Annotated in this window: 24 protein-coding genes, 6 tRNA genes and 1 riboswitch; of the genes, 12 read left to right on the top strand and 18 right to left on the bottom strand. The window is 66.0% G+C overall.

What is annotated here, in order from left to right:
• Positions 1–59: 59 nt before the first annotated feature.
• The 7 genes from BMX78_RS13300 to BMX78_RS13330 form a co-directional block, all read right to left on the bottom strand.
• Entirely contained in the window at positions 60–1,391 is a 1,332-nt protein-coding gene (locus BMX78_RS13300) for an HRDC domain-containing protein (protein ID WP_091420104.1), read from the bottom strand.
• A gap of 90 nt (positions 1,392–1,481) precedes the next feature.
• Positions 1,482–2,132 carry a DUF3000 domain-containing protein gene (locus BMX78_RS13305; RefSeq protein WP_091420106.1) on the bottom strand — a complete coding sequence of 217 codons (651 nt, stop codon included), beginning with the start codon at positions 2,130–2,132 and terminating at the stop codon, positions 1,482–1,484.
• Between the two features lie 58 nt (positions 2,133–2,190).
• The gene (locus tag BMX78_RS13310) at positions 2,191–3,288 is read right to left on the bottom strand and encodes a threonine aldolase family protein (RefSeq protein WP_091420249.1); all 1,098 of its coding nucleotides are present in this window, start codon (positions 3,286–3,288) and stop codon (positions 2,191–2,193) included.
• Positions 3,289–3,338: 50 nt separating this feature from the next.
• Positions 3,339–4,070: an SDR family NAD(P)-dependent oxidoreductase gene (locus tag BMX78_RS13315; protein ID WP_091420250.1), complete on the bottom strand. Its 732-nt coding sequence runs from the start codon at positions 4,068–4,070 to the stop codon at positions 3,339–3,341.
• Between the two features lie 59 nt (positions 4,071–4,129).
• A complete protein-coding gene (locus BMX78_RS13320) occupies positions 4,130–5,497 on the bottom strand; it encodes a DUF6421 family protein (RefSeq protein ID WP_091420108.1) in 1,368 nt (455 codons plus the stop codon).
• Positions 5,498–5,638: 141 nt separating this feature from the next.
• Entirely contained in the window at positions 5,639–6,157 is a 519-nt protein-coding gene (gene msrB, locus BMX78_RS13325; protein ID WP_091420109.1) for a peptide-methionine (R)-S-oxide reductase MsrB, read from the bottom strand.
• Positions 6,158–6,171: 14 nt separating this feature from the next.
• Complete coding sequence (locus tag BMX78_RS13330) at positions 6,172–6,663, bottom strand: hypothetical protein (protein WP_091420111.1); 492 nt, start codon at positions 6,661–6,663, stop codon at positions 6,172–6,174.
• 133 nt (positions 6,664–6,796) lie between these two features.
• Between BMX78_RS13330 and BMX78_RS13335 the strand changes: the two genes are divergently transcribed.
• A complete protein-coding gene (locus BMX78_RS13335; RefSeq protein ID WP_286138947.1) occupies positions 6,797–8,098 on the top strand; it encodes an alpha/beta hydrolase family protein in 1,302 nt (433 codons plus the stop codon).
• On the opposite strand, the gene BMX78_RS13340 is transcribed toward BMX78_RS13335, so the two are convergent.
• The 4 genes from BMX78_RS13340 to BMX78_RS13355 all read right to left on the bottom strand — a co-directional run bounded on the left by BMX78_RS13340 (position 8,095) and on the right by BMX78_RS13355 (position 10,333).
• Positions 8,095–8,289 carry a hypothetical protein gene (locus tag BMX78_RS13340; RefSeq protein ID WP_091420113.1) on the bottom strand — a complete coding sequence of 65 codons (195 nt, stop codon included), beginning with the start codon at positions 8,287–8,289 and terminating at the stop codon, positions 8,095–8,097. The two genes, BMX78_RS13335 and BMX78_RS13340, sit on opposite strands and share 4 nt — an antisense overlap.
• A 98-nt stretch (positions 8,290–8,387) precedes the next feature.
• Positions 8,388–8,894, bottom strand: a complete 507-nt coding sequence (gene ybaK / locus BMX78_RS13345; protein ID WP_091420114.1) for a Cys-tRNA(Pro) deacylase — start codon at positions 8,892–8,894, stop codon at positions 8,388–8,390.
• Positions 8,895–8,911: 17 nt separating this feature from the next.
• Entirely contained in the window at positions 8,912–9,370 is a 459-nt protein-coding gene (locus BMX78_RS13350) for a SufE family protein (protein WP_091420116.1), read from the bottom strand.
• 39 nt (positions 9,371–9,409) lie between these two features.
• Positions 9,410–10,333: a sulfurtransferase gene (locus BMX78_RS13355; protein WP_091420254.1), complete on the bottom strand. Its 924-nt coding sequence runs from the start codon at positions 10,331–10,333 to the stop codon at positions 9,410–9,412.
• 215 nt (positions 10,334–10,548) lie between these two features.
• On the opposite strand from BMX78_RS13355, the gene zapE reads away from it, so the two are divergent.
• Positions 10,549–11,586: a cell division protein ZapE gene (gene zapE / locus BMX78_RS13360; RefSeq protein WP_091420118.1), complete on the top strand. Its 1,038-nt coding sequence runs from the start codon at positions 10,549–10,551 to the stop codon at positions 11,584–11,586.
• On the opposite strand, the gene BMX78_RS13365 is transcribed toward zapE, so the two are convergent.
• The 7 genes from BMX78_RS13365 to BMX78_RS13395 all read right to left on the bottom strand — a co-directional run bounded on the left by BMX78_RS13365 (position 11,583) and on the right by BMX78_RS13395 (position 13,939).
• Complete coding sequence (locus tag BMX78_RS13365) at positions 11,583–12,806, bottom strand: benzoate/H(+) symporter BenE family transporter (protein ID WP_091420119.1); 1,224 nt, start codon at positions 12,804–12,806, stop codon at positions 11,583–11,585. The genes zapE and BMX78_RS13365 overlap by 4 nt on opposite strands.
• Before the next feature lie 164 nt (positions 12,807–12,970).
• A complete protein-coding gene (locus tag BMX78_RS13370) occupies positions 12,971–13,225 on the bottom strand; it encodes an antitoxin (RefSeq protein ID WP_091420256.1) in 255 nt (84 codons plus the stop codon).
• 174 nt (positions 13,226–13,399) lie between these two features.
• Positions 13,400–13,471, bottom strand: a tRNA-Val gene (locus tag BMX78_RS13375).
• A gap of 41 nt (positions 13,472–13,512) precedes the next feature.
• Positions 13,513–13,585 (bottom strand) — tRNA-Gly (locus tag BMX78_RS13380).
• A gap of 50 nt (positions 13,586–13,635) precedes the next feature.
• Positions 13,636–13,707 (bottom strand) — tRNA-Val (locus BMX78_RS13385).
• 41 nt (positions 13,708–13,748) lie between these two features.
• A tRNA-Cys gene (locus tag BMX78_RS13390) sits at positions 13,749–13,819 on the bottom strand.
• Between the two features lie 47 nt (positions 13,820–13,866).
• Positions 13,867–13,939 (bottom strand) — tRNA-Gly (locus BMX78_RS13395).
• A gap of 341 nt (positions 13,940–14,280) precedes the next feature.
• On the opposite strand from BMX78_RS13395, the gene BMX78_RS13400 reads away from it, so the two are divergent.
• From BMX78_RS13400 to ribA, 10 genes are all read left to right on the top strand, one after another.
• A tRNA-Val gene (locus BMX78_RS13400) sits at positions 14,281–14,352 on the top strand.
• A gap of 95 nt (positions 14,353–14,447) precedes the next feature.
• Complete coding sequence (locus BMX78_RS13405) at positions 14,448–15,308, top strand: cytochrome (protein WP_091420121.1); 861 nt, start codon at positions 14,448–14,450, stop codon at positions 15,306–15,308.
• Between the two features lie 87 nt (positions 15,309–15,395).
• A complete protein-coding gene (def, locus tag BMX78_RS13410; protein ID WP_091420123.1) occupies positions 15,396–16,010 on the top strand; it encodes a peptide deformylase in 615 nt (204 codons plus the stop codon).
• Positions 16,007–16,927, top strand: coding sequence for a methionyl-tRNA formyltransferase (gene fmt / locus BMX78_RS13415; protein ID WP_091420124.1), 921 nt, complete (start codon positions 16,007–16,009; stop codon positions 16,925–16,927). The genes def and fmt overlap by 4 nt, the downstream gene beginning before the upstream one ends.
• Positions 16,924–18,552 (top strand): RsmB/NOP family class I SAM-dependent RNA methyltransferase, encoded by a 1,629-nt coding sequence (locus tag BMX78_RS13420; protein WP_091420126.1) that lies wholly within the window; start codon positions 16,924–16,926, stop codon positions 18,550–18,552. The genes fmt and BMX78_RS13420 overlap by 4 nt, the downstream gene beginning before the upstream one ends.
• Before the next feature lie 78 nt (positions 18,553–18,630).
• Positions 18,631–19,308 carry a ribulose-phosphate 3-epimerase gene (gene rpe, locus BMX78_RS13425; RefSeq protein WP_091420127.1) on the top strand — a complete coding sequence of 226 codons (678 nt, stop codon included), beginning with the start codon at positions 18,631–18,633 and terminating at the stop codon, positions 19,306–19,308.
• Between the two features lie 39 nt (positions 19,309–19,347).
• Positions 19,348–19,499: riboswitch (FMN riboswitch) on the top strand.
• A 224-nt stretch (positions 19,500–19,723) separates the two neighbouring features.
• On the top strand, positions 19,724–20,791 hold the full coding sequence (ribD, locus tag BMX78_RS13430) for a bifunctional diaminohydroxyphosphoribosylaminopyrimidine deaminase/5-amino-6-(5-phosphoribosylamino)uracil reductase RibD (protein WP_091420257.1): 1,068 nt from the start codon (positions 19,724–19,726) through the stop codon (positions 20,789–20,791).
• Positions 20,791–21,435 (top strand): riboflavin synthase, encoded by a 645-nt coding sequence (locus BMX78_RS13435; RefSeq protein WP_091420129.1) that lies wholly within the window; start codon positions 20,791–20,793, stop codon positions 21,433–21,435. Before ribD ends, BMX78_RS13435 begins: the two co-directional genes overlap by 1 nt.
• Positions 21,432–22,172, top strand: coding sequence for a 3,4-dihydroxy-2-butanone-4-phosphate synthase (gene ribB / locus BMX78_RS13440; RefSeq protein WP_091420130.1), 741 nt, complete (start codon positions 21,432–21,434; stop codon positions 22,170–22,172). The genes BMX78_RS13435 and ribB overlap by 4 nt, the downstream gene beginning before the upstream one ends.
• Entirely contained in the window at positions 22,169–22,939 is a 771-nt protein-coding gene (gene ribA / locus BMX78_RS13445; RefSeq protein ID WP_091420132.1) for a GTP cyclohydrolase II, read from the top strand. Before ribB ends, ribA begins: the two co-directional genes overlap by 4 nt.
• The last annotated feature ends 43 nt before the right edge of the window (positions 22,940–22,982 follow it).

A 22,982-nucleotide genomic window follows, 5' to 3' on the forward strand; every position in this document is an offset into this window, starting at 1 on the left:
GCATCAAGTGAGAGAGCGTTACAAAAAAGCACGCATTAAGTGATAGAGCGTCGGGCCTGCTAACCGGCGGCGGCCACGTCCGGCTTGGGTTCCTTGGCCGGAAGCGGCTGCGGATGGAGGAACGCATCGGCAATCAGGGGCGCTGCCAGTTCAACCTGCCACTCGCGGGCACCCAACGCCCGGAGCTCGGCAGCGATGGAGGACTCACTGGTCTCCGCCGGGGGCCGCCACGCTACTCGGCGCAAATAATCCGGGGTCAGGAGGTTCTCCAGCGGGAGCTTCAGCTGGTCGGCCTTCTCCTGCAGCATCGGCCTTGCTGTGGCGAGCCGTGCGGCGGCTTCGGGGTCCCGGTCAGCCCAGACCCGGGGAGGCGGCGGGGCATTGGTGGCCAGGTGCAGCGGCGGGAGTTCTTCCAGGTCACGGGCCGTGGCAATGCAGCGCAGCCAGCGGGGAGCTTCGCGCTGGGCTGCCCGGCCATGGAAGCCTTTGGTCCCCAGCAGCTGGGGCACCGTGGACGGCATGGCCTTCGCGGCGGCAACCAGGGCAGAGTCCGGGATCAGCCGGCCGGGCGCCACGTCCCTCTTCTGGGCCAGGGAATCGCGTTCCAGCCACAGCTCCCGGACAGCGGCCAACTGCCGCCGGTCGCGGATCTGGTGCAGGCCGGAGGTTTTCCGCCAGGGGTCGACTCGGGCCGGAGGCAGTCCGGCAGCCAGGATGGCGGCGAACTCCTGTTCCGCATACTCGAGCTTGCCGTCCGCTTCGAGGAGCTCGATGAGTTCTTCCCGCAGTTCGGTGAGGACTTCAACGTCCAGGGCGGCGTACCGCAGCCACGGCTCGGGAAGGGGTCTTGTGGACCAGTCTGCCGCGGAATGCTCCTTCGCGAGTCCGAAACCCAGCAGCTGTTCGATGACGGCGGCGAGTCCCACCCGGGGCAGGCCGGCCAGGCGGGCGGCGAGTTCGGTGTCGAAGAGCTTGTCCGGCCACATGCCCAGCTCGTGCAGGCAGGGCAGGTCCTGGCTGGCGGCGTGCAGGATCCACTCCACGCCGCGCAGGGCCTCGTTGATGACGTCCAGGTTGTCGAAGGGTTCGGGGTCGATCAGCCAGGTCCCGGCACCTTCGCGGCGAATCTGGACCAGGAACGCGCGCTGTCCGTAGCGGAAGCCGGAGGCACGTTCGGCGTCCACGCCGGCCGGTCCGGTGCCCGCGGCGATGGCGGCTGCGCACCGCTCCAGCCCGGCCTGCGTTTCGATGACCAGCGGAACGCCGTCGCGGGGCGAATCGAGTTCAATGATCTGGGGGATGGGGGCGTCGAAGCCCTCCACCGTGATGTGGGGTGCGGTATCAGCAGCCGGGACGCCGGCCGTGGTGTTTTCCGGAATGTTAGGGGTCATGATGCCTTCAGTTTACCGGCCGGCCGTTTCGGGGCTGACGCCGAGACCCCCGCCGGGCTTTCGTCCGGAATTCGCCGCACGCCACCGGTGCTAGTTCCGGCGCCGCTGCGGCAGCGGGGTGACGCCGTCCGGAAGCGGCGGCAGGCCGGCGAAGGTGCACACCATGTCGGACCAGGCTTCGAGGTGGGCGGTGACATCGGAGGTGGCGGGAGTCCAGGAGGCGCGGAGTTCGATGTCGATGGACCCCGGCCTGTCCGCCAGCGTTCCAAAACTCTCGGAGAGGACACGGGTGGCCGTGCCGCCGGCGGCACGGTAGGGGGCCTTGTGGTTTTCGAGCGCCTCCACCAGCCAGGTCCACGCCACTGTTCCCAGCATCTCATCGTTGCCCATCTCGGGCTCGAGCTGCGCCCGGATATAGGTAACGATGCGGAACTCGCCGTCCCACACCGCCGAGCCTTCGGGGTCGTGAAGCAGGATAAAACGCCCCGTGGCCAACTCTGTCTCGTCGTCGTCGCCTGTTCCCGAGGCAGCAGCCAGCGCCATCGCGGCCGGACCGTGCAGGGGAGTAGTGGCAGCATTTGGCCCTGGCGCGAGGACCTCTGCGCCCAGTGCTACGGCAAAGGGGGCCAGGCGTGCCGGCGCGGGGATCTCCGCCAGGCGGAGCTCCCCGCGGCACCGGGCTTTCCTGAGGGTTCCCAAGGCGTGGAGAAATTCCGGGGGAACCTGGTCAAGTGCGTTCACCTTCGCAGGTTACGCAACGGGGCCGGGGACGGCGGGAAGGCTCGCCGTCGCCGCGCGACTAGCTCGCCGTGCTGCCGCGGTAAGCGCGAAGCTCATGCCTGATGGCATCGGCAAAGGCATCGATGTCCTCCTCGGTGGTATCGAACGAACACATCCAGCGCACCTCCCGGGCGGCCTCGTCCCAGTCGTAGAAACGGAAGGACTGCCGCAGCCGGTCGGCCACGCCCTCGGGAAGGATGGCAAAAACGCCGTTCGACTCGGTTTTCTGCGTGGGCTGCACGCCGTCAATGGTGTCGACGGCGGCGCGCAGCCTGGCTGCCATCGCATTGGCATGCGAGGCGGAACGCAGCCACAGGTCGCCTTCCAGGAGGGCGATGAACTGCGCGGACATAAAGCGCATCTTGGACCCCAGCTGCATGTTCATCTTGCGCAGGTACACCAGCCCGTGCGCAGACTCCGGGTTCAGTGCAACCACCACTTCGCCGAACAGCAGCCCGTTTTTGGTGCCGCCGAAGGAGAGGATGTCCACGCCGGCGTCGCGCGTGAATGCCCGCAGCGGCACCTGGAGGTGGGCGGCCGCGTTCGCCAGCCGTGCACCATCCATATGGAGCTTCATTCCCTTGGCATGGATGTGGTCGGCGATGGCCCGGACTTCTTCGGGCGTGTAGCAGGTGCCCAGTTCGGTGGTCTGGGTGATGGAGACGGCGAGCGGCTGGGCGCGGTGCTCGTCGCCCCAGCCCCAGGCCTCACGGTCGATCAGTTCAGGCGTGAGCTTGCCGTCCGGGGTGGGGACGTGCAGGAGCTTGATGCCGCCGATGCGTTCCGGCGCGCCGTTTTCATCCATGTTGATGTGGGCGGTGGAGGCGCACACCACGGCACCCCAACGGGGAAGCAGCGACTGCAGGGACAGGACATTGGCGCCGGTGCCGTTGAAGACCGGGAAGCTCTCGATGCCGGGGCCGAAGTGGCCTTCCAGCACCTCCTGCAGCCTGGCTGTGTACTCGTCTTCGCCATAGGACACCTGGTGGCCGTCATTGGCGGCGGCCAGGGCCGCGAGGATCTCAGGATGGACGCCGGAATAGTTGTCCGAGGCGAACCCGCGGACGTTGGGATCGTGCAGCCGGATCCCGGCGGCAGTTTCTGCTGTTGTGGTCATGGCTTTGGTCACGCTTTCAGTCTAAGTTCAGTCGCGGGCGGGCTGTGCCGTCAGGGCGCAAGCCGGAGCCGGGTGCCGTTCAGCTGGTCCGCGGGTGCTTCGAAGAGTCCGACGACGGCACGGGCAAGGTCTTCCACGTCCGTGGCGCCGGGGAAGCTGCGCTCCGGGTGGCTGCGGCGCATCGCGTCGTCCACCAGGGCTTTGACCACCAGGACGACGGCGGCCGGTCCGGTGCCATGGTCCGCGTCTGGATTGTCGGCGGCTGCCCGGCGGAAGCCGTCCGCCATGGCCATGGTCCAGGCTTCCGCAGCGGCTTTGGCGGCGACATAGTTGGCCGTAGCCGCTGCCGGTTTTTCCACGGCGGTAGAGGACACCATCGCGAAGCGGCCACGGCGCGATGCAGCAATATCGTCGTAAAACACGCGCGACACGTTCCGGAGGGTGGTGATGGCGCCGCGTTCCAGGAAGCCCCAGTCCTCATCGGTCTGGTCGGCGATGCCCTTGGCTCCGCGCCAGCCGCCCACCAGGTGGATCACGGCATCCATAGTGACATCATCCCCGTCTCCGCCGGTTGCGCTCACGTCAGTCCGCAGCTGCCGCACGTCCGCCAAAGCCGCGAGGTCGCACACGAGGCCCGTGACGCCGTCGCCCGCCTGCTGCGCTGCCGCCTCGATCCTCGCCTGGTCCGAACCCACGGTGATTACGCGGTGGCCGGCATTGTGCAGCGCCCGTGCGACGGCGATGCCGGACGCGCCGCTGCCGCCGGTTACCAGGATGTTCAGGCGCGGTACGTCCGCGGCAGGCGCCGCCGGCCCTGTTTGAGCTGTTGCCGGTTCCTCCGTCACAGTGCGGAGGCTCCAGTGATTCCGGCGGTGGATTCGATCACGGGGCGCATCTTCTTCTCCAGTGCTTCGTAGAACATGGACAGCGGGAACTCGTCGTCAAGCACCTGGTCCGTCAGTCCCCGCGGCGGACCGGCCAGTGCCAGTCCTTCCGGTCCCTTGGCCCAGGCTGATGCCGGGTTAGGAGTAACGGTAGCGGAGATCAGCTTGTATGCGGCGAGCCAGTGGGCGGTCTTCGGCCGGTCGATGGAACGCCAGTACAGCTCATCGATGCTTGCGCCCAGGGCGATGACGGCATCGGCCACTTCCTCCCAGTCGATGGTGAGCCGCGTGTCAGTCCAGTGCAGGACGTGCTGCTGGTGCAGCCAGGCGAACAGAAGCTGGCCGCCGAGTCCGTCATAGTTGCGGACGCGGCTGCCGGTGACCGCAAAGCGGAAGATGCGGTCGAAAATGATGGCGAACTGCACCAGCTTGGCGTGACGGCGCGCCTCCGGGTCGGCGTCGTCGTCCTTCTCGATCCGGACCGATTCGCGGAAGGCGGTCAGGTCGCAGCGCAGTTCCTCCAGCGAGTACAGGAAGTACGGCATCCGCTGCTTGATCATAAAGGGATCGAAGGGCAGGTCGCCGCGCATGTGGGTGCGGTCGTGGATAAGGTCCCACATCACAAAAGTGGCCTCTGTCAGGTCCTGGTCAGCGAGGAGTTCCGCGGCTCCCTCGGGCAGTTCCAGGCGGGTGGTTTCCGCGGCGGCCTTGAGCACGCGGCGGAAGCGGGCGGCTTCCCGGTCAGCGAAGATGGCACCCCAAGTGAACGTGGGGGTTTCGCTGACGGCCACTGTCTCCGGGAACAGCACTGCGGAGTTGGTATCGTAGCCGGCCGTGAAGTCGAGGAAGCGGACGGGAACGAACAGTTTGTTTGAGTACTCCCCGCCTTCGAGGCCGGCGATGAACTCCGGCCAGATGACTTCAATCAGGACGGCCTCAACCAGCCTGTTGCTGCTCCCGTTCTGGGTGTACATGGGGAAGACCACCAGGTGCTGGAGGCCGTCCTGGCGCTGTTCCTGCGGCTGGAAGGCGAGCAGCGAGGACAGGAAATCGGGGACGGTGAAGCCCTTGGCTTCCCAGCCGGCGAAATCCGCGCAAACCGCATCCAGGTAGGCGGCGTCGTGCGGGAAGGCGGGGGTCAGGGCGCGCACCGCGTCAACGATGCCGCTGACGTGCAGGGATGCCTCGGCATGGTTGGCCGGGTCGGGAATGGAGCCGTCCTTGACTTGCAACGCCTGGATGGCCGTGGCGGCCGCCTTGAGCCTGGTCCAATCCTGGTTTTCAGCGGAAATCCCGGTGGGAGCGGTGATCAGTGTTTCGGTCATCGTCGGCGCCTTTCTGGTTGCTTGCTACCTATGGCGAGCGTAACAAGCAACCAGCAGGACTAATCTCAAAAGCGGCCTAGCCTAAGAAAAGCTTTTCCTTCGGACCGTAGGACCAAGGAGAAGGTCCAGCCTTTCCTGATCTCAGGCTTCCGATACTGGCCCGCTGGCCTGCGGCTCTTCGCGCGGAACGAGCTTCAGGGAGACGGAATTGATGCAGTACCGCTGGTCCGTGGGTGTGGGGTAGCCCTCGCCGTCGAACACGTGCCCCAAGTGGGAATCACAGGTGGCGCAGCGCACCTCCACGCGCTCCATGCCAAGGGTACGGTCGTGGATGTAGCGGACGGTGCCTTCAGCCAGCGGTGCGAAGAAGGAGGGCCACCCGCAGTGGGAATCAAACTTCTCGTTGCTGGTAAACAGTTCCGCCCCGCACGCCCGGCACTGGTAGACGCCGGCAGTATGTGTGTCCCAGTATTCACCCGTGAACGGACGCTCGGTGCCGGCCTGGCGGAGTACGTGGTATTCCTCCGGCGTAAGCTCCTGCCGCCACTCTGCATCGGTCTTCTGGACGCCGGGCTCGGCGGCGGGGGACTCGGGAGCCGGATCTGCGTCCTTGTTTCCGAAGAGGTTCTTTCCCAGGATGTTGTTTCCGAAGATGCTCATAGCCTTCTCAACGCTCAGGAGTCGCCGATAAATCCCGAACCTGCATACAGGTGCAGGACGGGCAGGCCCAGCTGGTCCTGGGCCTTGTTCGCCCAGTCAGTATGGAACGTATCCGCCACGGCGTGCGGCCGGGTGACCACCACGGCCTGGGAAGCACCGCTTTCCTTCACTTTGGCAACCAGGCCCTGCACCGCGCCGCCGTCGACAACTTCTCCCGTGACGCCCGCGCCGAGCCCCGCCAGCGCTGCCAGCGACACCGCGAGGGTCTCCGCGGCCTGTGCCCGTTCGGTGGCTGGATCCGGGGTGTGGGATGTCAGTTCGCGGAAGGCCTTGGCGATGTCCAGCATCGAAAGGTTCTCAAGGAAGTCCACCAGCAGATGGCGTTCGGTGTTCGCCGGAACCAGGACCAGCAGCCGGGTGTCTCCTCCGTCCACAAGACGCTCGATGTTCAGGCGGTCGTCCGCGCCCAGGGGTTCTTCGGTCAGGATGACGATGGGATCACTCATGGCCTTAGCCTAGTCCCGCCCAAGGTGCGCCCGCACTGGTTCAGGGGTCTGCCGGGTTCAGGGATGTGCACGGCCGTTGCGCCCCCGGGCGGCAAATACGGCCTGCCGGTGCCGGGGCGGTAAGAATAGTTCCATGGCACTTTTCCAGCGCAGCAGCCCCGCACCCCTCCTGAATACCAAGGATGCCGGCACCGGCCTGTCGTTGCGGACCAAATGGGCCATCGGCGGGGCTATCGGCGGAGGTGCGCTGGCCGGGCTGCTGGCCACGGGATCGTCAGCGCTCGCCGTGTACTTTGCGCGCCGCGTCATCACCCCCGCGCGCCAGCGGGCGGCAAACCAGGAAGTGCTGGCCGTGATCCGGGACGGCAACGGGCAGCAGGTGATCCTGGCAGCCAATGAGGACACCACCGTTGACGGCGTGTACGGGTTCTTTTTCGACGGCGGCAACGGGCACGCCCGGATCGGCCGAATCGTTTCCTATTCACCGGCTGAGCGCACGGTGTCCCGCGAGGTGGAAGCGGTCTACGCAGGGGACCTCACCAAAGCGCGCTGGGGCTGGTGGAGCGGGGCCCTCTATCCGGACCCGGCCGCCGTCGGGATCCCTGCCGAAGACGTCATGATCGAGGTGGACCGCGGGCAGGCGCCGGCCTGGCTGGTCCGTGCCGGCGGGACGGCGCGGACCTGGGCGGTGATGGTCCATGGACGCGGCGCCACACGGCAGGAGGCCCTGCGCGCCGTCGGGCCCGCGCTGGAGCTGGGCCTGACCAGTCTGGTGGTGTCCTACCGCAATGACGGGCTGGCGCCCTCCGCCGACGACGGTCGTTACGGCCTGGGCTCCACGGAGTGGCGTGATATCGAGGCGGCCATTGAGTATGCCTTGGCGAACGGGGCCGAGGAGATTGTGCTGTTCGGCTGGTCCATGGGCGGCGCCATCTGCCTGCAGACTGCGGATCTGTCCCGCTACCGTCATTTGATCCGGGCCATGGTGTTGGATGCGCCCGTCATTGACTGGGTGACCGTGCTGGCCCACCACGCCCAGCTGAACAAAATTCCGTCGCTGGTGGGGCGGTACGGGCAACTCATGCTGGGGCACCCGCTGGGCCGGCGGCTCACCGGGCTGTCCGCACCGGTGGACCTCAAGGCGATGGACTGGGTGTCGCGGGCAGTTGAACTTCGGACGCCCACCTTGATCATCCACAGCGTGGACGATGAGTACGTGCCCTACGGCCCGTCCGCGTTGTTGGCAGAGCGCAATCCGGAAATGGTCACCTTCGAGGCCTTCAACCATGCGCGGCATACCAAGGAGTGGAATGTTGATCCGGAGCGCTGGGAGCGCGTGGTCAAGGCGTGGCTGCGCAAACAGCTGGCGCCCCGCCTGAATCCGGGTGCAGCCCGGCAGGGACGCGATGCTGCACTGGGCGGGGAACGCGCCTAGAAATCGCTGGTGGGTATGTCCGGACGGGTGGCATGCGGGTGGTCGCGGTCCGACAGCCGTTCCGACCACATGGTGCCGTGCCGGTCCACTTTTCCGCAGTTCACGCAGTGGCGGCTGAAATTGCCGTCAGTGTCCTCTTGGGCCAGCCAGTGGTGTCCCAGGTTGATCTTGCACAGCAGGGCCTTGAGCATGGCGTTGCTCCTGAAAACGGCGGCCCCGGCAGCTAACGGGACTGATGGATGGTGCCGTGATTATATGCCTGTGGCACCTGGTTCAGTCTCCCCTTTTTCTAGTCCTTCGAAGCCTGCACCGAGCTGATGGGCGCGGTGACGGCGTGGGTGAGACGGATCAGGTCCGCGGGTGCCAGCTCGATGTCCAGGCCTCGTTTGCCGCCCGAAACCAGCAACGTCTCCAGCGCCAGGGCGCTGTGGTCCAGGACTGTAGGGGAGGGAAGCCGCTGGCCGAGCGGGGAGATGCCGCCAAGGACGTATCCGGTGCGCCGCTGGGCGGCAGCAGGGTCCGCCATCGCCGCCTTCTTGGCTCCCATGGCGGCTGCGAACGCTTTGAGGTCGAGTGTGCCGCTGACCGGCACGATCCCCACCGCCAGCTTCCCTTCGACCTCCACCATCAGCGTTTTGAAGACCTTTCCAGGTTCGATTCCCAGCGCCTGGGCAGCTTCGGCGCCGTAACTTGCGGCGGCGGGATCGTGATCGTAGGGATGCAGCACAAAGGGAACCCCGGCGGCCGCCAGTACGGCGGTGGCCGGAGTTCCCTGTGATGCGTTTTTGCGTGCCATCGGTTCCGGGCGGACGGCTAGGAGCGCACAGCCGTGGAAGCGGCAACCTTGCGCTTGATCCTTCCCAGCATTGCGGTCATTCCGCGCATCCGCAGCGGCGTGATGGCGCGGGTCAGGCCCAGCAGTTCGGGCATGTCATCCGGGACCGAGAGGATCTCCTCGGCGGACAACCCGTCCAGGCCTTCATGCAGCACACCGGCAAAACCCCGCGTGGTGGGAGCCTCTGCCGGAGCCTTGAAGAAGAGCCGCACGGCGCCGGCCGGGCCGCCGCCCTTTTCCGTCTCGATGGTCAGGAACAGCGGGGACTGGCACTCCACCACCTGTTCGAGCAGTTCGGGATGGTCCTTCAGGCGCTCGGGCAGTTCCGGCAGGCCCTGCGAGAACTCGAGCAGCAGTTGCAGCCGCTCGGGCTCCGTCAGGGCCTGGAAGTCGTCCACAATGGCCGCAAGGGCGGTGGGCAGTGCTTGAGTAGTCATCATTTTCAAGTTTACGCAGGATCCACAGGGGAGGCGGCGTCAGGCTCCGACGGCGACGGGAAAGGACCCGCGCTCGGCGCCCTTGACGATGGGCACGCGCACGGCGTTGCCCCACTCGGTCCACGAACCGTCGTAGTTGCGGACGGTTTCGAAGCCCAGGAGGTACTTCAGGGCGAACCAGGTGTGGCTGGAACGCTCGCCGATGCGGCAGTAAGCCACAACGTCGTCGCCTTCGGTCAGGCCGGCCTCGCCCAGGTAGAGGGCGTCGAGTTCCTCACGGCTGCGGAAAGTTCCGTCCGGCGCGGCCGCCCGGGCCCACGGAATGGAGGCAGCAGTAGGAATGTGGCCGCCGCGCAGCGCGCCCTCCTCGGGGTAGGCCGGCATGTGGGTGCGCTGGCCGGTGTATTCCTCGGGGGAGCGGACGTCGATCAGGGGCTTGCCCAGGTGGGCCAGCACATCTTCCTTGAAAGCGCGGATCGGAGCATCGTCGCGCTCAACGACCGGGTAGTCGCCCCGTGCCGGTGCAGGCCGGTCTGTGGTCAGTTCCCTGCCTTCGGCGATCCACTTGTCCCGGCCGCCGTCGAGCAGCCGCACATCCTGGTGTCCGAAGAGGGTGAAGACCCACAGCGCGTAGGCAGCCCACCAGTTGGACTTGTCACCGTAAATCACCACGGTGCTGTCGCGGGAGATGCCTTTCGACGCCGCCAGCTCGGCGAAAGCGGCGCCATCGACGTAGTCGCGGGTCACTTCGTCATTGAGGTCGGTGTGCCAGTCGATTTTCACGGCGCCCGGGATGTGACCTGTTTCGTAGAGGAGCACGTCCTCGTCGGACTCCACTACTACCAGCTGGCCGCTGGCCACGGCACCGTTTTCGACGGCGGCTGCAAGCCACTCAGTGGAGACCAGGCGCTCCGGGTGGGCGTAGGCTGCAAACTTTTCGTTCTGTTCAACCGGGTAAGACATGGCGTTGCCTTTCATCGAGAGCACGGGTAATCCGCGGGACCGGTGTTGGGACCTGCTCCCACACTAGCCAGCGCCCCAAGTGATGTCCGTATTCCGTTAACAGGAGGAAATGTTGCCTTCATCACGCATCCGCCAAGTGTGGCCGGCGCCACCGGGAGCGGCAGTACATTGCCGGTATCCTTTCTGGGGACCAACCACCAGCAGAACGGACCACCTTGGTACAGATCGAACAGCTTGCCGCCCGAACCCCCTCGGTATCGGTGGATGAGCTCCTCAAGGGTTTCTATCCTTCACCGCGGTTCGGTCAGGTGTCATTTGCAAGCTACCGCCCCGATCCCAAGCAGCCCAGCCAGGCGCACGCAGTACATGCCCTGCAGGGTTTTGCCGGGGGCGTTGGGTCCGGTGACGGGGGTGGCCTGTTCAAGAAGTTGTTCGGCAAAAAGGACACTTCCCGCGCCGGTATCTATCTGGACGGCGGCTTCGGTGTGGGCAAGACGCACCTGCTGGCCTCGCTGTGGCACGCTTCGCCCGGGCCCAAGGCCTTCGGCACGTTCGTGGAATACACCAACTTGGTGGGGGCGCTCTCCTTCCGCAAGACTGTGGAGGCGCTGAGCGGTTACAAACTCGTCTGCATCGACGAATTCGAGCTCGACGATCCGGGCGATACCGTGCTGATGTCGCGGCTGATGCGTGAACTCGCGGACGCCGGTGTGAAGCTTGCCGCCACATCAAACACCCTGCCGGGTTCGCTGGGTGACGGCAGGTTCGCCGCAGTGGACTTCCAGCGTGAAATCCAGGTGCTCGCGGACCAGTTCGACGTGGTCCGGATTGACGGTGAGGACTTCCGCCACCGCGGGCTTCCGGCAGCCCCGGCCCCCTTGAAGAACAGCGAACTGTCCGCCCATATGAAAGCCGAGTTCGATGGCAAGACGGTGGCGCAGGATGAGTTCAGCACCCTGATCGCCCACCTGGCCGGCGTGCACCCGAGCCGCTACCGCCAGCTGATCGACGGCATCGACGGCGTGGTGTGGCGGAACGTGGGAACCATTACCGAGCAGGCGGTGGCGCTTCGCTTTGTGGTGCTGGCTGACCGGCTCTACGACAAGGATGTGCCCATCCTGGCCAGCGGGGTTCCCTTCGACAAGCTGTTCACCGAGGAAATGATGACCGGCGGCTACATGAAGAAGTACTTCCGTGCAGTCTCACGCCTCACCGCACTGGCCCGTGAAGGCCAGAACCACGAGCCCTCCTAGCTTGAAGCCGGTGGCCGGCGCGGACTGAGTACCGCCCGCACTGCCAGGCCAATGGCCAGCGCCCAAAACGCGGAGCCGACGCCGGCAAGGCCCAGCCCGGAGGCTGCCATCAGGAAAGTGACGGCCGGAGCTATCCTGTCCTCCGGGTCCGCCAGCGCCGCCGAGATGGAACTTGCCAGCGTGCCCAGGAGTGCCAGGCCGGCCACTGCTTCGAGCACTCCTGCCGGTGCGGCTGCCACCAGGGAAACCAGTGCAGTGGAGAACGCGGCCAGCACAAGGTAGGCAAGTCCGGACGTAAAACCTGCGATCCACCGCCTGCTGCGGTCCGGCCCCGCTTCCTCACCCGCGGCCAGTGCGGCGCTCAGTGCGGCGAGGTTGATGGCGTGGGCGCCGAAAGGGGCCGCCAGGGCAGTCCCGGCCCCCGTTACCAGCATGGATGCACGCCACGGTGTTTGGTAGCCGAACGACCTGAGCACGGCCACCCCCGGAACGTTCTGGGATGCCATGGTCACCACAAAGAGCGGCAGGGCGATGCCGGCCATGGCCTGCAGGGTGAACTCAGGGGTGGCCCAGTCGAAGGTGGGAAAGATCGTGGTGCCTGCCAGGGATGTTCCACCCGCGGCCAGGGAAACCCCAATCACTGCCAAGGCCACCAGCAGCGCTGCCGGCACCGACCAGCGGGGAGCGTACTTCATCATCAGCAGCCAGCAGGCGATAACAGGGGCTATGAACAGCGGGACGCTGCCCAGGGCTTTGAACGGCGCGAGGCAGAGCTGCAGCAGGATGCCGGCCAGCATCGCCTGCGCCAGCGTTGCCGGGATCTTGGCCATCAGCCGCCCCAGGGCGGGGACCAGGCCGGTCAAGGCAATCAGTATCCCCGCGGCAAGGAAGGCGCCGACGGCGGCCAGCCACCCGCCGTCGACCGTTCCTGACGTTGCCAGCAACGCGGCCCCGGGAGTGGACCACGCGAGGGTCACCGGCACTTTTGACCGCCAGGATAGCCACAACACGCCTACGCCCACCGCCACGGTGAGTGCCAACAGTCCGGAGGCGGCCTGCGCGGGGTCGGCCCCGACTGCCTTCAGCCCGGACAGGACCACGGCGAAAGACGAGGTGAAGCCCACTAATGCGGTGACAATTCCTGCCACAACCGGCCTGGAATCCAGGGTGGATGGCCTGCCGGACCGGTGGGCTTTGAGGGATGCGGGGGACTTCGCCATACGGGCAGGTTATCGGGACTGGCTCATTAGCCTTCAATCGGGCCGCAGCGTACAAGCGCCGGCAACCTGTGGCGTGTCCTTAAACGCCAAAGGTGCGGGTGCCGCCTCCCGGCGGGACCCGCACCCCGTTGACGTACTAGGGCAAAGCCCTGGCCAAATCCTGTTTACGGAGCCTTGTCAACCGGCGGAACCGGGTTGACCGGCGGGACCTGCTCAGCGGCAGGTGCCGTGCCTGGGGTTCCGTTCTTGTCAATGAGCTTGGAAGCGCCATCCTGGATCTTGTTGACGTGACCGGAGTACTTGCCTCCGGTCTTGGTGTCGACTAAATCGCCGGCCTTGGTGATGCCGTTCTTGATGGCCTGCTCGTTGCCGCGGATGAGACCTTGAGCCTTGCCCTTTAGATCGTCAATCAGTCCCACGAGCACCTCCCTTCAATCGCGGAGCCAGGTCGCTCCTCGCGCCTTCGATCCTAGCCCTGCCAAGGAGGCGTGCCAAGGAAACCAGGCACTTTGGGCGTTCGCCCGGAGCGGATGCAGGAACACCGGCAGCCAAGCGGGGCATGAAAAAAGCAGCTCCGGGGGAGCTGCTGAGTGTGGGCGATACTGGGATCGAACCAGTGACCTCTTCCGTGTCAGGGAAGCGCGCTACCGCTGCGCCAATCGCCCGGAACCGGAAGACCGGCATATGGGTTTATGAGAAGTAAGAGAGCGGACGACGAGATTCGAACTCGCGACATCCACCTTGGCAAGGTGGTGCTCTACCAGCTGAGCTACGTCCGCGTGTGCAGGACCGGTAAACCGGTGGTACTGCGGGCAAGTTTCCTTGCCAGTGGGCGATACTGGGATCGAACCAGTGACCTCTTCCGTGTCAGGGAAGCGCGCTACCGCTGCGCCAATCGCCCATGTTCATTCGGAGATATCCGAAAAACCATGGTTTTCACCGAGGTGGGTACGGGATTCGAACCCGTGTATACGGCTTTGCAGGCCGCTGCCTCGCCTCTCGGCCAACCCACCGTGTTAGCGCCGGTTCAAAAGAACCTTTGCCGTGACAGTGTCCTGCGAGCGGACGACGAGATTCGAACTCGCGACATCCACCTTGGCAAGGTGGTGCTCTACCAGCTGAGCTACGTCCGCATTTTGGAGGGCTGATTCGCTGCCGTTCCCGGCATTTCCTCGCTTTCCAACGAGTAAAAACAATATAGGAGGTTCGGGGATTCTCCAAATCGTCTCCCGCCGGGGAAGACGCAATGGCGCTGCTTCCCAGCAATCACGCGGATTTTTCCAAGTTACAGGCATGTAATTTACGACGGCGGCGCAGGTCTTCTGCGAGCGGGTTGCCGTTTGGAAGGGGCTGGGTGGGATAAGTCCTTCCCTTTCCGTTGCTGCTTCACCAGTCCAGTTGAGTGCCTGACGTGGTGCCGCTTCCGGCCGATTTCCGAAATGGCCGCAAGGTCCGCTAACATTCAAATGCATCAGGGCGATTGGCGCAGTGGTAGCGCGCTTCGTTCACACCGAAGAGGTCACTGGTTCGAACCCAGTATCGCCCACCGCATATGGTCCGTTTCCGCTCATCAGCAGCGGAAACGGACCATTTTTTGTGCGTGCGGACATTCTGTCAGCCCCTTGTGAAAGAGTTTTTCTTATGACAGCTCCACTTCTTGCCCATGCCACGGAATACGGGCGGATGTACGCCCGGTCCACCTCCGAGCACTTCTCCGTCCCGTCCATCACCACAGTGATCGGCCAGCAGCCGCACGGGCTTGACGGCTGGTTCGGGTACATGGGCGCCAGCAGCCTGGCCAAGGATCCGCTGCTGGCCGACTGCCTGGGAAGCCCCGCCAAAATCAAACAGGCAGTCAATCGGGCAGCCAAAGCAGCGGAAACCTACCGGGACGAGGCCGCCAAGCGCGGGGACCGCGTGCATTTCTACTGCGAGCAGGTGGCCCTGCGGGCCCTGGGCCGTCCCCACGGCATGAAGGAAGCGCGCGAGGCCCTCGCAGCCAACGGCGAAGAAGCCTTCGCCGTCCGGTTCGACGAATGGTGGGAGCTTTTCCAGGTTGAACCCATCGCCCCCGAGATCACCGTCTGGAACAACTCCGTGGGATACGCCGGAACCCTGGACCTCGTGGCACGGATCAACGGCCGGATCTGCCTTATCGATTACAAAACCAAGGGCACCACCCGTGACGGCCTGGTCAAGCCGCTGGACGACAAAGTAGTCATGCAGCTGGTGGCCGGCATGAAAGCCGAGGAGAGCCTGGTGGATCCTGAAGCCGGTACCTGGGAGCCGTGGAAGTACGGCGAAAACCCGGTCCTGCTGGCCGTGGCCATTGGCGAGACCGAGGTCCGCCCCGTCCGCGCCAACCCCGAGGTCCTCAAGCACCACTGGTGGAAGTTCTGCGCCCTGCGGCGTGTGTGGGAGCTGTCCGCGGACACTATTTCAGCGGGCACCGCGCTCCTGCCCATCGCCCCTCCGCCTCTCGCGCAGGTACAGCCCGCCTAGGTACGCGGGTGCACGGACAGCCCGGGAGTTGTCTGCGCCTAAACTGGATTGGTCCCCTTTGCCGCCTACCGTAAGGACAAACAGCGCATGGCTATTCTGAATATCCGCATCATCGGTGATCCTGTGCTCCGCACAGTTGCCGATCCTGTGACGGATTTCGGGCCTGAGCTGGCCAAGCTGGTGGCGGACATGACTGAAACCATGGAGGACGTCGACGGCGCCGGCCTCGCCGCGCCTCAAATCGGCGTCAGCAAGCGAGTCTTCACCTACCGCATTGACGGCGTGGAGGGGCACATCATTAACCCTGTGCTCGAAAACAGCGAGGACTTCCAGCCGGACCACGTGGAAGGCTGCCTCTCCATCCCGGGCCTGGGTTTCCCGGTCAAGCGTTACCGCGCCACCCGCGTCACCGGCGTCGATATGCACGGCAACCCCGTCACCGTCGAGGGCGAGGGGATGCTGGCACGCTGCTTCCAGCACGAGAATGACCACCTGGACGGCATCCTCTACACCGACAGGCTGGAAGGGGAGGACCGCAAGGCTGCCCTGCGTTCCATCCGCAACGCCAACTACGACTCCATCACGGAAAAGACGACGGCGAAACGCGCCAAGACTGTCGGCTCAAGTTTCGGGGGCTCGAGCTTTGGCGGCGCAACGACCGGCTCCAGCTTCGGTGCAGGCGCGGCTGGTACCAACGGGTGAGGGTCCTTTTCGCGGGAACCCCCGCCGTTGCTGTCCCGTCCCTAAATGCCCTCGTCGAAGCAGGCTTCGACGTCGTGGCTGTCCTTACCAGGCCCGACGCACCTATCGGCCGGAAGCGCGTCATGACGCCGTCCCCGGTGGCTGCCCGGGCAGCCGAGCTGGGGATCGAGGTGATCCACGCGTCCCGGATCAACGATGAAACCATCGCCCGGATTACCGCGGCCGGTCCCGACGTCGCCGCAATTGTGGCCTACGGCGGGCTGGTCCCGCCCGCGGCGCTTGGCATCCCGCGGCACGGGTGGATTAACCTCCATTTCTCCCTCCTTCCAGCCTGGCGCGGTGCCGCCCCCGTGCAGCGCGCCGTGATGGCCGGAGACGACATCACCGGCGCTGTGACCTTCCAGTTGGAGGAGGGCCTGGACACCGGACCGGTGTTCGGAACCCTGACGGAAACGGTGGGCCCCGACGATACCGCCGGGGAGCTCCTGGAACGGCTGTCGCACAGTGGCGCCGTGCTGCTCGCCCAGACACTCTCGGCTATTGACAGCGGCAAAGCCGCCGCTGTGCCGCAGACCGGTGAGGTCTCCCTGGCACCCAAGCTGACCCTTGACGACGGCCGCCTGGACTGGAAGCACCCGGCCCTGGCGATCGGACGGCAGGCGCGGGGAGTCACTCCGGAACCGGGAGCCTGGACAATCCTGGAGGGGCAGCGGATCAAGCTGGAGCCCGTCCGGCTGCGGCCGGATGTCTCGCAGCTGGCGCCCGGTGCCGTGTCAATCCAAGACAAGAGCGTCCTGGTGGGAACCGGTTCGCACGCCGTGGAGCTGACCCGGGTGCAGCCCGCCGGCAAAAAGATGATGGCCGCTGCCGACTGGGCACGCGGCATGGCTTCCCTTGAAAGCGTGGTGTTCGAATGAGCGGTTCCGGAGACAACCAAGGTGGCCGCGGAAGAACCGGCGGCGGCGCAGGCGGACAACGTGGCGGCTCCGGCGGCGGCAGCCAGCGCGGAAGCGGCCGCGGCAACGGCGGGCCGCGCGATTCCAGCAACCGCAACGCCAAGGGCCGGGAACGGAACCGCGCCGCGCAGCGCAGCTTCACTGACAGCGCGCCCTCCCAGCGGACCCGCCGGGCTGATCCTGCCCGGCTGGTGGCCTTCGAAGTCCTTCGGGCCGTGGCCGCCGAGGACGCCTATGCCAACCTGGTGCTGCCGGCACGGATCCGGCACCACGGACTGGACAAGCGGGACGCCGGGTTCGCCACCGAACTCAGCTACGGGGCCCTTCGCGGCCAGGGAACGTACGACGCCGTCCTGGCCCGTTGCGTTGACCGTCCGCTGGACCAGCTGGACCCGGCCATCCTTGACGCCCTCCGGCTCGGAGTCCACCAGCTGCTGGCCATGCGTGTTCCTGCGCACGCAGCGCTGGACCAGACCGTCGGCCTGGCCCGCGCCGTCATCGGCGCGGGACCCTCAGCCCTCATCAACGCAGTCCTCCGCAAAGTGGCTGCCAACACCCTCGAGGAATGGCTGGAGCTGCTGACCGGCGGCGAAACAGACGAGACCAAGGTTGCGTCCCTCCGCCACGCGCATCCCGAGTGGATTGTCCGCGCCATGCGCCAGTCGCTGGTGGCCCATGGGCGTCCGGCCTCGGAAATCAATGACCTCCTGGAAGCCGATAACGCTGCCCCGGTTGTTAACCTGGTGGCCCTGCCCGGCATTGGAAGCCTGGATGAAGCCCTTGAGAACGGCGCCGCTCCCGGTCAACTGGTGGAAGGTTCCGCGCTCTCCAGCGGCGGGGACCTTGGCCGGCTTGCCTCAGTGAGGGAGGGCAGTACCAGGGTTCAGGATGTCGGCTCACAGCTGGTGGCACGGGCCATGGCCGCGGTTAACCTTGCCGGGCGCCATAGCGCCGGCGACGCCGATGGAGTTGACACAAAGCACGACGGCGAAGCCTGGCTGGACCTGTGCGCGGGCCCCGGCGGCAAGGCCGCCTTGCTCGGTGCGTTGGCGAGCCAGAGGGGAGCCACCCTGCTGGCCAATGAACCGGCACCCCACCGGGCGAAGCTGGTCAGCCAGGCGCTGTCCGCCGTGCCCCGGGAAACCTGGCAGGTCAGGACCGGCGACGGCCGCGACGTCGGCATCGAGAAGCCCGAAGCCTTTGACCGCGTGCTCGTGGACGTCCCCTGCAGCGGATTGGGCGCGCTTCGGCGCAGGCCCGAATCCCGCTGGCGCCGCACTCCCAAGGACCTGGCAGACCTGGGCCCGCTCCAGCGCGAGCTGCTCAAATCTGCGTTGGCTGCCGTCCGTCCGGGCGGCGTCGTGGCGTACGTGACCTGCTCGCCCCACCCTGCCGAAACAACCGCTGTGGTGGCCGATGCACTCCGTAAGCGCGATGACCTCGAACTGCTGGAGGCCGGGGAGGTCCTGGACAGTGTGAGCCTGACCGGGGATCTCGGCGCGGGGCACGAGTCCACCGCCCAGCTGTGGCCCCACGTCCATGGCACCGACGCCATGTTCCTTGCCCTGATCCGCAAAAAGCCCTGATCCGTAAGCCCTGATCCGTAAGCACTGATCCGCAACAAGCACCGGCTCCCCGGAGTCCTGCCCGTGAAAGGTATCCCTGTGACGCAATGCTGCATCAACCCGAGCATCCTCTCCGCCGACTTCGTCAACCTTGAGGCTGAGCTCAAGCGAATCAGCAATGCGGACGCTGTGCACGTGGACGTGATGGACAACCACTTTGTGCCCAACCTCACCATCGGCCTGCCGGTGGTCCAGCGGATCCAGGCAGTCAGCCCTGTGCCCCTCGATGCCCACCTGATGATCGCCGACGCCGACCGTTGGGCTCCCGGCTTCGCGGACGCCGGGCTGGCGTCTGTCACGTTTCACGCCGAAGCTGCCATTGCCCCCATCAAACTTGCACGCGAACTGCGGGCGAGGGGTGCCAAGGCAGGCATGGCGCTGCGGCCGGGAACACCTGTGGAGCCGTATCTGGACATGCTGTCAGAGCTGGACATGCTGCTGATCATGACGGTGGAGCCCGGCTTCGGCGGGCAGGCCTTCCTGGACGTGACCCTGCCCAAAATCCGGCGTGCCAGGAAAGCGATCGACGGTTCGGGGATCGGCGTGGCCATCCAGGTGGACGGCGGTATTACCGAGGACACCATCGCCCGGGCGGCCGAGGCCGGTGCCAACGTCTTTGTGGCCGGGTCCGCGGTCTACGGTGCCGATGACCCGGAGGCCGCGATTGACCGGCTGCGGCAGGCGGGAAGCGAAACGTTACGTTCCTCGGCGGAATAGCCAGGAGACCGCCGGCGTTGTGGCACAATAGCTATACACATACGTGCTCCGGGGTCGGTGTAAGTCCGAACCGGCGGTGACAGTCCGCGACCCGCGAGCTGGTGGTTTTCCTTCGGGAGGACACCGGCAGACGGTTGAACCGGTGGAATTCCGGTACCGACAGTTAAAGTCTGGATGAGAGAAGCACGTACAGCTGTTTCTGTGGCGTCCTGTGACGCCGCGGCGTTCTGCTGTCGTATACCCCCGGAGCCATCGCGGTTCGAGAGGGAAGGAACGACACAAGCATTATGAACCGTTTGCGATGGCTCTTTGAGGCCACTATTCCTGCTGCCGGCATGCCTGCCGGCCCAAACATCGAGGCCGCCGCGTGACTGCGGGTGTGGTCACGGCCTTTACCGCTGCTGAAACCACCGCCATGGCCACCGCCCTGAAGGCGGCCCTCAACGGCCCCCGCGGCGCGAATCCCCTGGTAGGTGCCGTCATCATCGATCCTGAAGGACGCGAACTGGTGACCGGGTTCCACCGCGGCGCCGGCACCGCTCACGCTGAGGTGGACGCGATCGCGCAGGCGGCGGCTGCCGGAATCGATCTCTCGGGTTGCACCATGCTGGTCACCCTGGAGCCCTGCAACCACATTGGCCGCACCGGTCCCTGCGCGCAGGCGATCATCGATGCCGGCATCACCGACGTTGTCTACGCAGTGGACGATCCGCATGACCCGGCAGCGGGCGGAGCTGCCACACTTCGGCAGGCGGGCGTCCGTGTCCGCGCCGGACTTGGTGCCGGTGAAGCGCTGGACCTGAACCGCCAATGGTTTGAGGCGGTGGCGGCAAAACGCCCGTTCGTCACCCTGCATATCGCCCAGACCCTGGACAGCCGCATCGCGGCCGAGGACGGCACCAGCCAGTGGATTTCCTGCCCGGAATCCCTCGCCGACAACCACGCCGTTCGCGGGCGCATCGATGCCATCCTCGTTGGCACGCAGACCGTGCTGGTGGACAACCCGCGCCTTACCGCCAGGGACGCTGCCGGCACTCCGGCCACCAAGCAACCCGTGCGCGCTGTGATGGGGCTCCGCGACATTCCGGCGGACGCCGCCGTTAACGGAAGCGACGGCCTGGTGCTGCACTTGCCCACCCGCGACCCCCGCGAAGCCTTGTCCAGCCTGTACGGCAGCGGCATGCGCCACCTGATGGTGGAAGGAGGATCGCGGATCCTCAGCGCCTTCCTCGCGGCCGGGCTGGTGGACGAACTTATTGTCTACCTGGCGCCCACACTGCTCGGCTCCGGCACTCCTGCCCTTACCGGGCTGGGGATCACCACCCTCGCTGACGCACAGCATTGGGAGTGGGACGCGTCCGACGGCGGTGCCGTCCGGACGCTGGGCCGTGACCTAAGACTCCATCTCCGACCGCAACGCACTGTTGCCCTCGACCCACAACCGTCCCGCGCCACCGCGGAGCAAGCCCAGGGAGGCTACTAATGTTTACCGGAATTATTGCCGAGCAGGGGCAGGTCCTGTCCATGGAAAGGGACGGCGACGCCAGCGCCACCCTCCGGCTGCGCGCACCCAGCACCACCGAAGGGCTCGCCCTCGGCGGTTCCATCGCCGTCAACGGCGTTTGCCTGACGGCCACTGAGATCGACGGCAAGGAATTCAGCGTTGACGTGATAGGCGAGACCCTGGTCCGCAGCACCATCGGTGAACTTGCGCCCGGTGACGCCGTTAACCTCGAACGCTGCGTTCCCGCCGGCGGACGGCTCGACGGACACGTGGTGCAGGGCCACGTGGACGGCGTCGGCGTGCTGCTTGAACGCGAGCCGTTGGGCAATTGGGACCGGCTCCGCTTCGGCGTCCCTGCCAACCTGGCCCGCTACATCGCAGAAAAGGGGTCCATTGCCATCGACGGCGTGTCCCTCACCGTCACCGCCGTCAGCCCCGCCGCAGAGCAGGAACCCTGGTTCGAAGTGGGACTGATCCCCACCACCCTGGCTGAAACCGGGCTTGGTACCAAAGTCACCGGCAGCCGGGTGAACCTGGAAGTTGACGTGCTGGCCAAGTACACCGAACGCCTGCTGGCGTTCAGCACGGCAGCGCCCGGCGCTGTTGAAGGAGGAACACGATGAACGCCGCCGTCCGAGTCGAACCCGGGGTGGCCATCCCGGCCGGCTCCCGTCCCCAGAAAGACGCTGCCGTACGGCTGAGCACCATCGAGGAGGCGGTGCAGGCCATCGCCGCCGGCAAGCCCGTGCTGGCCGTGGACAATGAGGACCGGGAAAACGAAGGCGACATCATTTTCGCCGCCCAGTTCGCCACTCCGGCTTTGATGGGCTGGACCATCCGCTACAGTTCCGGCGTCATCTGCGTCCCGCTGTCCGGCGAACGCGCAGATGCCCTCGCGCTGCCTCCCATGGTGGAAGTGAACCAGGACGCAAAGGGAACCGCCTACACCGTTTCCTGCGACGCGGCCACGGGCGTCAGCACTGGAATCTCCGCCACGGACCGGGCCCTCACGGCCCGGGTGCTGGCCGATCCGACGTCGGGGCCGGCGTCCCTGACACGTCCCGGGCATATTTTCCCGCTGCGCGCGGTTGACGGTGGTGTGCGGGAACGTCCCGGCCACACCGAAGCCGCAGTGGACCTGTGCCGCCTGGCGGGCCTGGAACCTGTGGGCGTGATCGCTGAAGTAGTGTATGACGACGGCGAAATGATGCGGCTGGACGGGCTCCGTGCCTTCGCTGCTGAACATGGGTGCCCCCTGATTTCGATCCAGGACCTGGTGGCCTACCTCGAAGCGGCAGGCATATCGGCTGACGGTAACACCCGGGCAAGACGCGCGGGCGAAGAAGAGGAGATACGATGACGGCTTCCGGAGCTTCGGGCAACGGCCACCTGCCTGCCTCAGGCAACGGCCATCACAAGGCCGAATCCGCACGTGGCCATCACCACGCGGAGGGCCACGGCCACACACCCCATCCCGTCAGCGCGGGCCCCATCGTGCAGCTGCCCACAGCCTTCGGCGATTTCGTGGCCCAGGCCTGGACGGACCTCGTCACCGGCCACGAGCACCTGGCGGTCAGCTCTCCGAACCCGCCCAAGGATGGAAAAGCGCCCCTGGTCCGGCTGCACTCCGAATGCCTCACCGGGGATGTTTTTGGTTCGTACCGCTGCGACTGCGGCGAGCAGCTTGCCTACGCCCTGGAAATGATCCGCGAACACGGCGGCACGCTGCTGTACCTGCGCGGGCAGGAAGGCAGAGGCATCGGCCTCGCCAACAAGATCAAGGCCTACGCCCTGCAGGAAGCCGGCTTCGACACAGTGGAGGCCAACGAACAGCTTGGCCTGCCCGTGGACGGCCGGTGCTATAAAGCCGCCGCCCAGGTGCTGGCCGAAATGGGGCTGCACGAGGTGCGGCTCCTGAGCAACAACCCGGACAAGCAGAACAGGCTGGCGAAGGCCGGCGTCAAGGTGGTGGAAATGGTCCCCACCGAGGTGCCCTCACGCGACCAGAACATCCGGTACCTGCAGACCAAAAAGGACCGCATGGAGCACCGGCTGGTGCTTGGCTCCCACGTGGGCCCGGTGCCGGTAGCCAGTCCCGGCGCCGGCTTCGAGCACGAACAAGACTGAACAGCGCATCTCGCTGCTGACCCAACACAACGAACGGAACACT

Origin of the sequence: Arthrobacter sp. OV608 (assembly GCA_900110595.1) — a bacterium.
GTDB lineage: Bacteria > Actinomycetota > Actinomycetes > Actinomycetales > Micrococcaceae > Arthrobacter.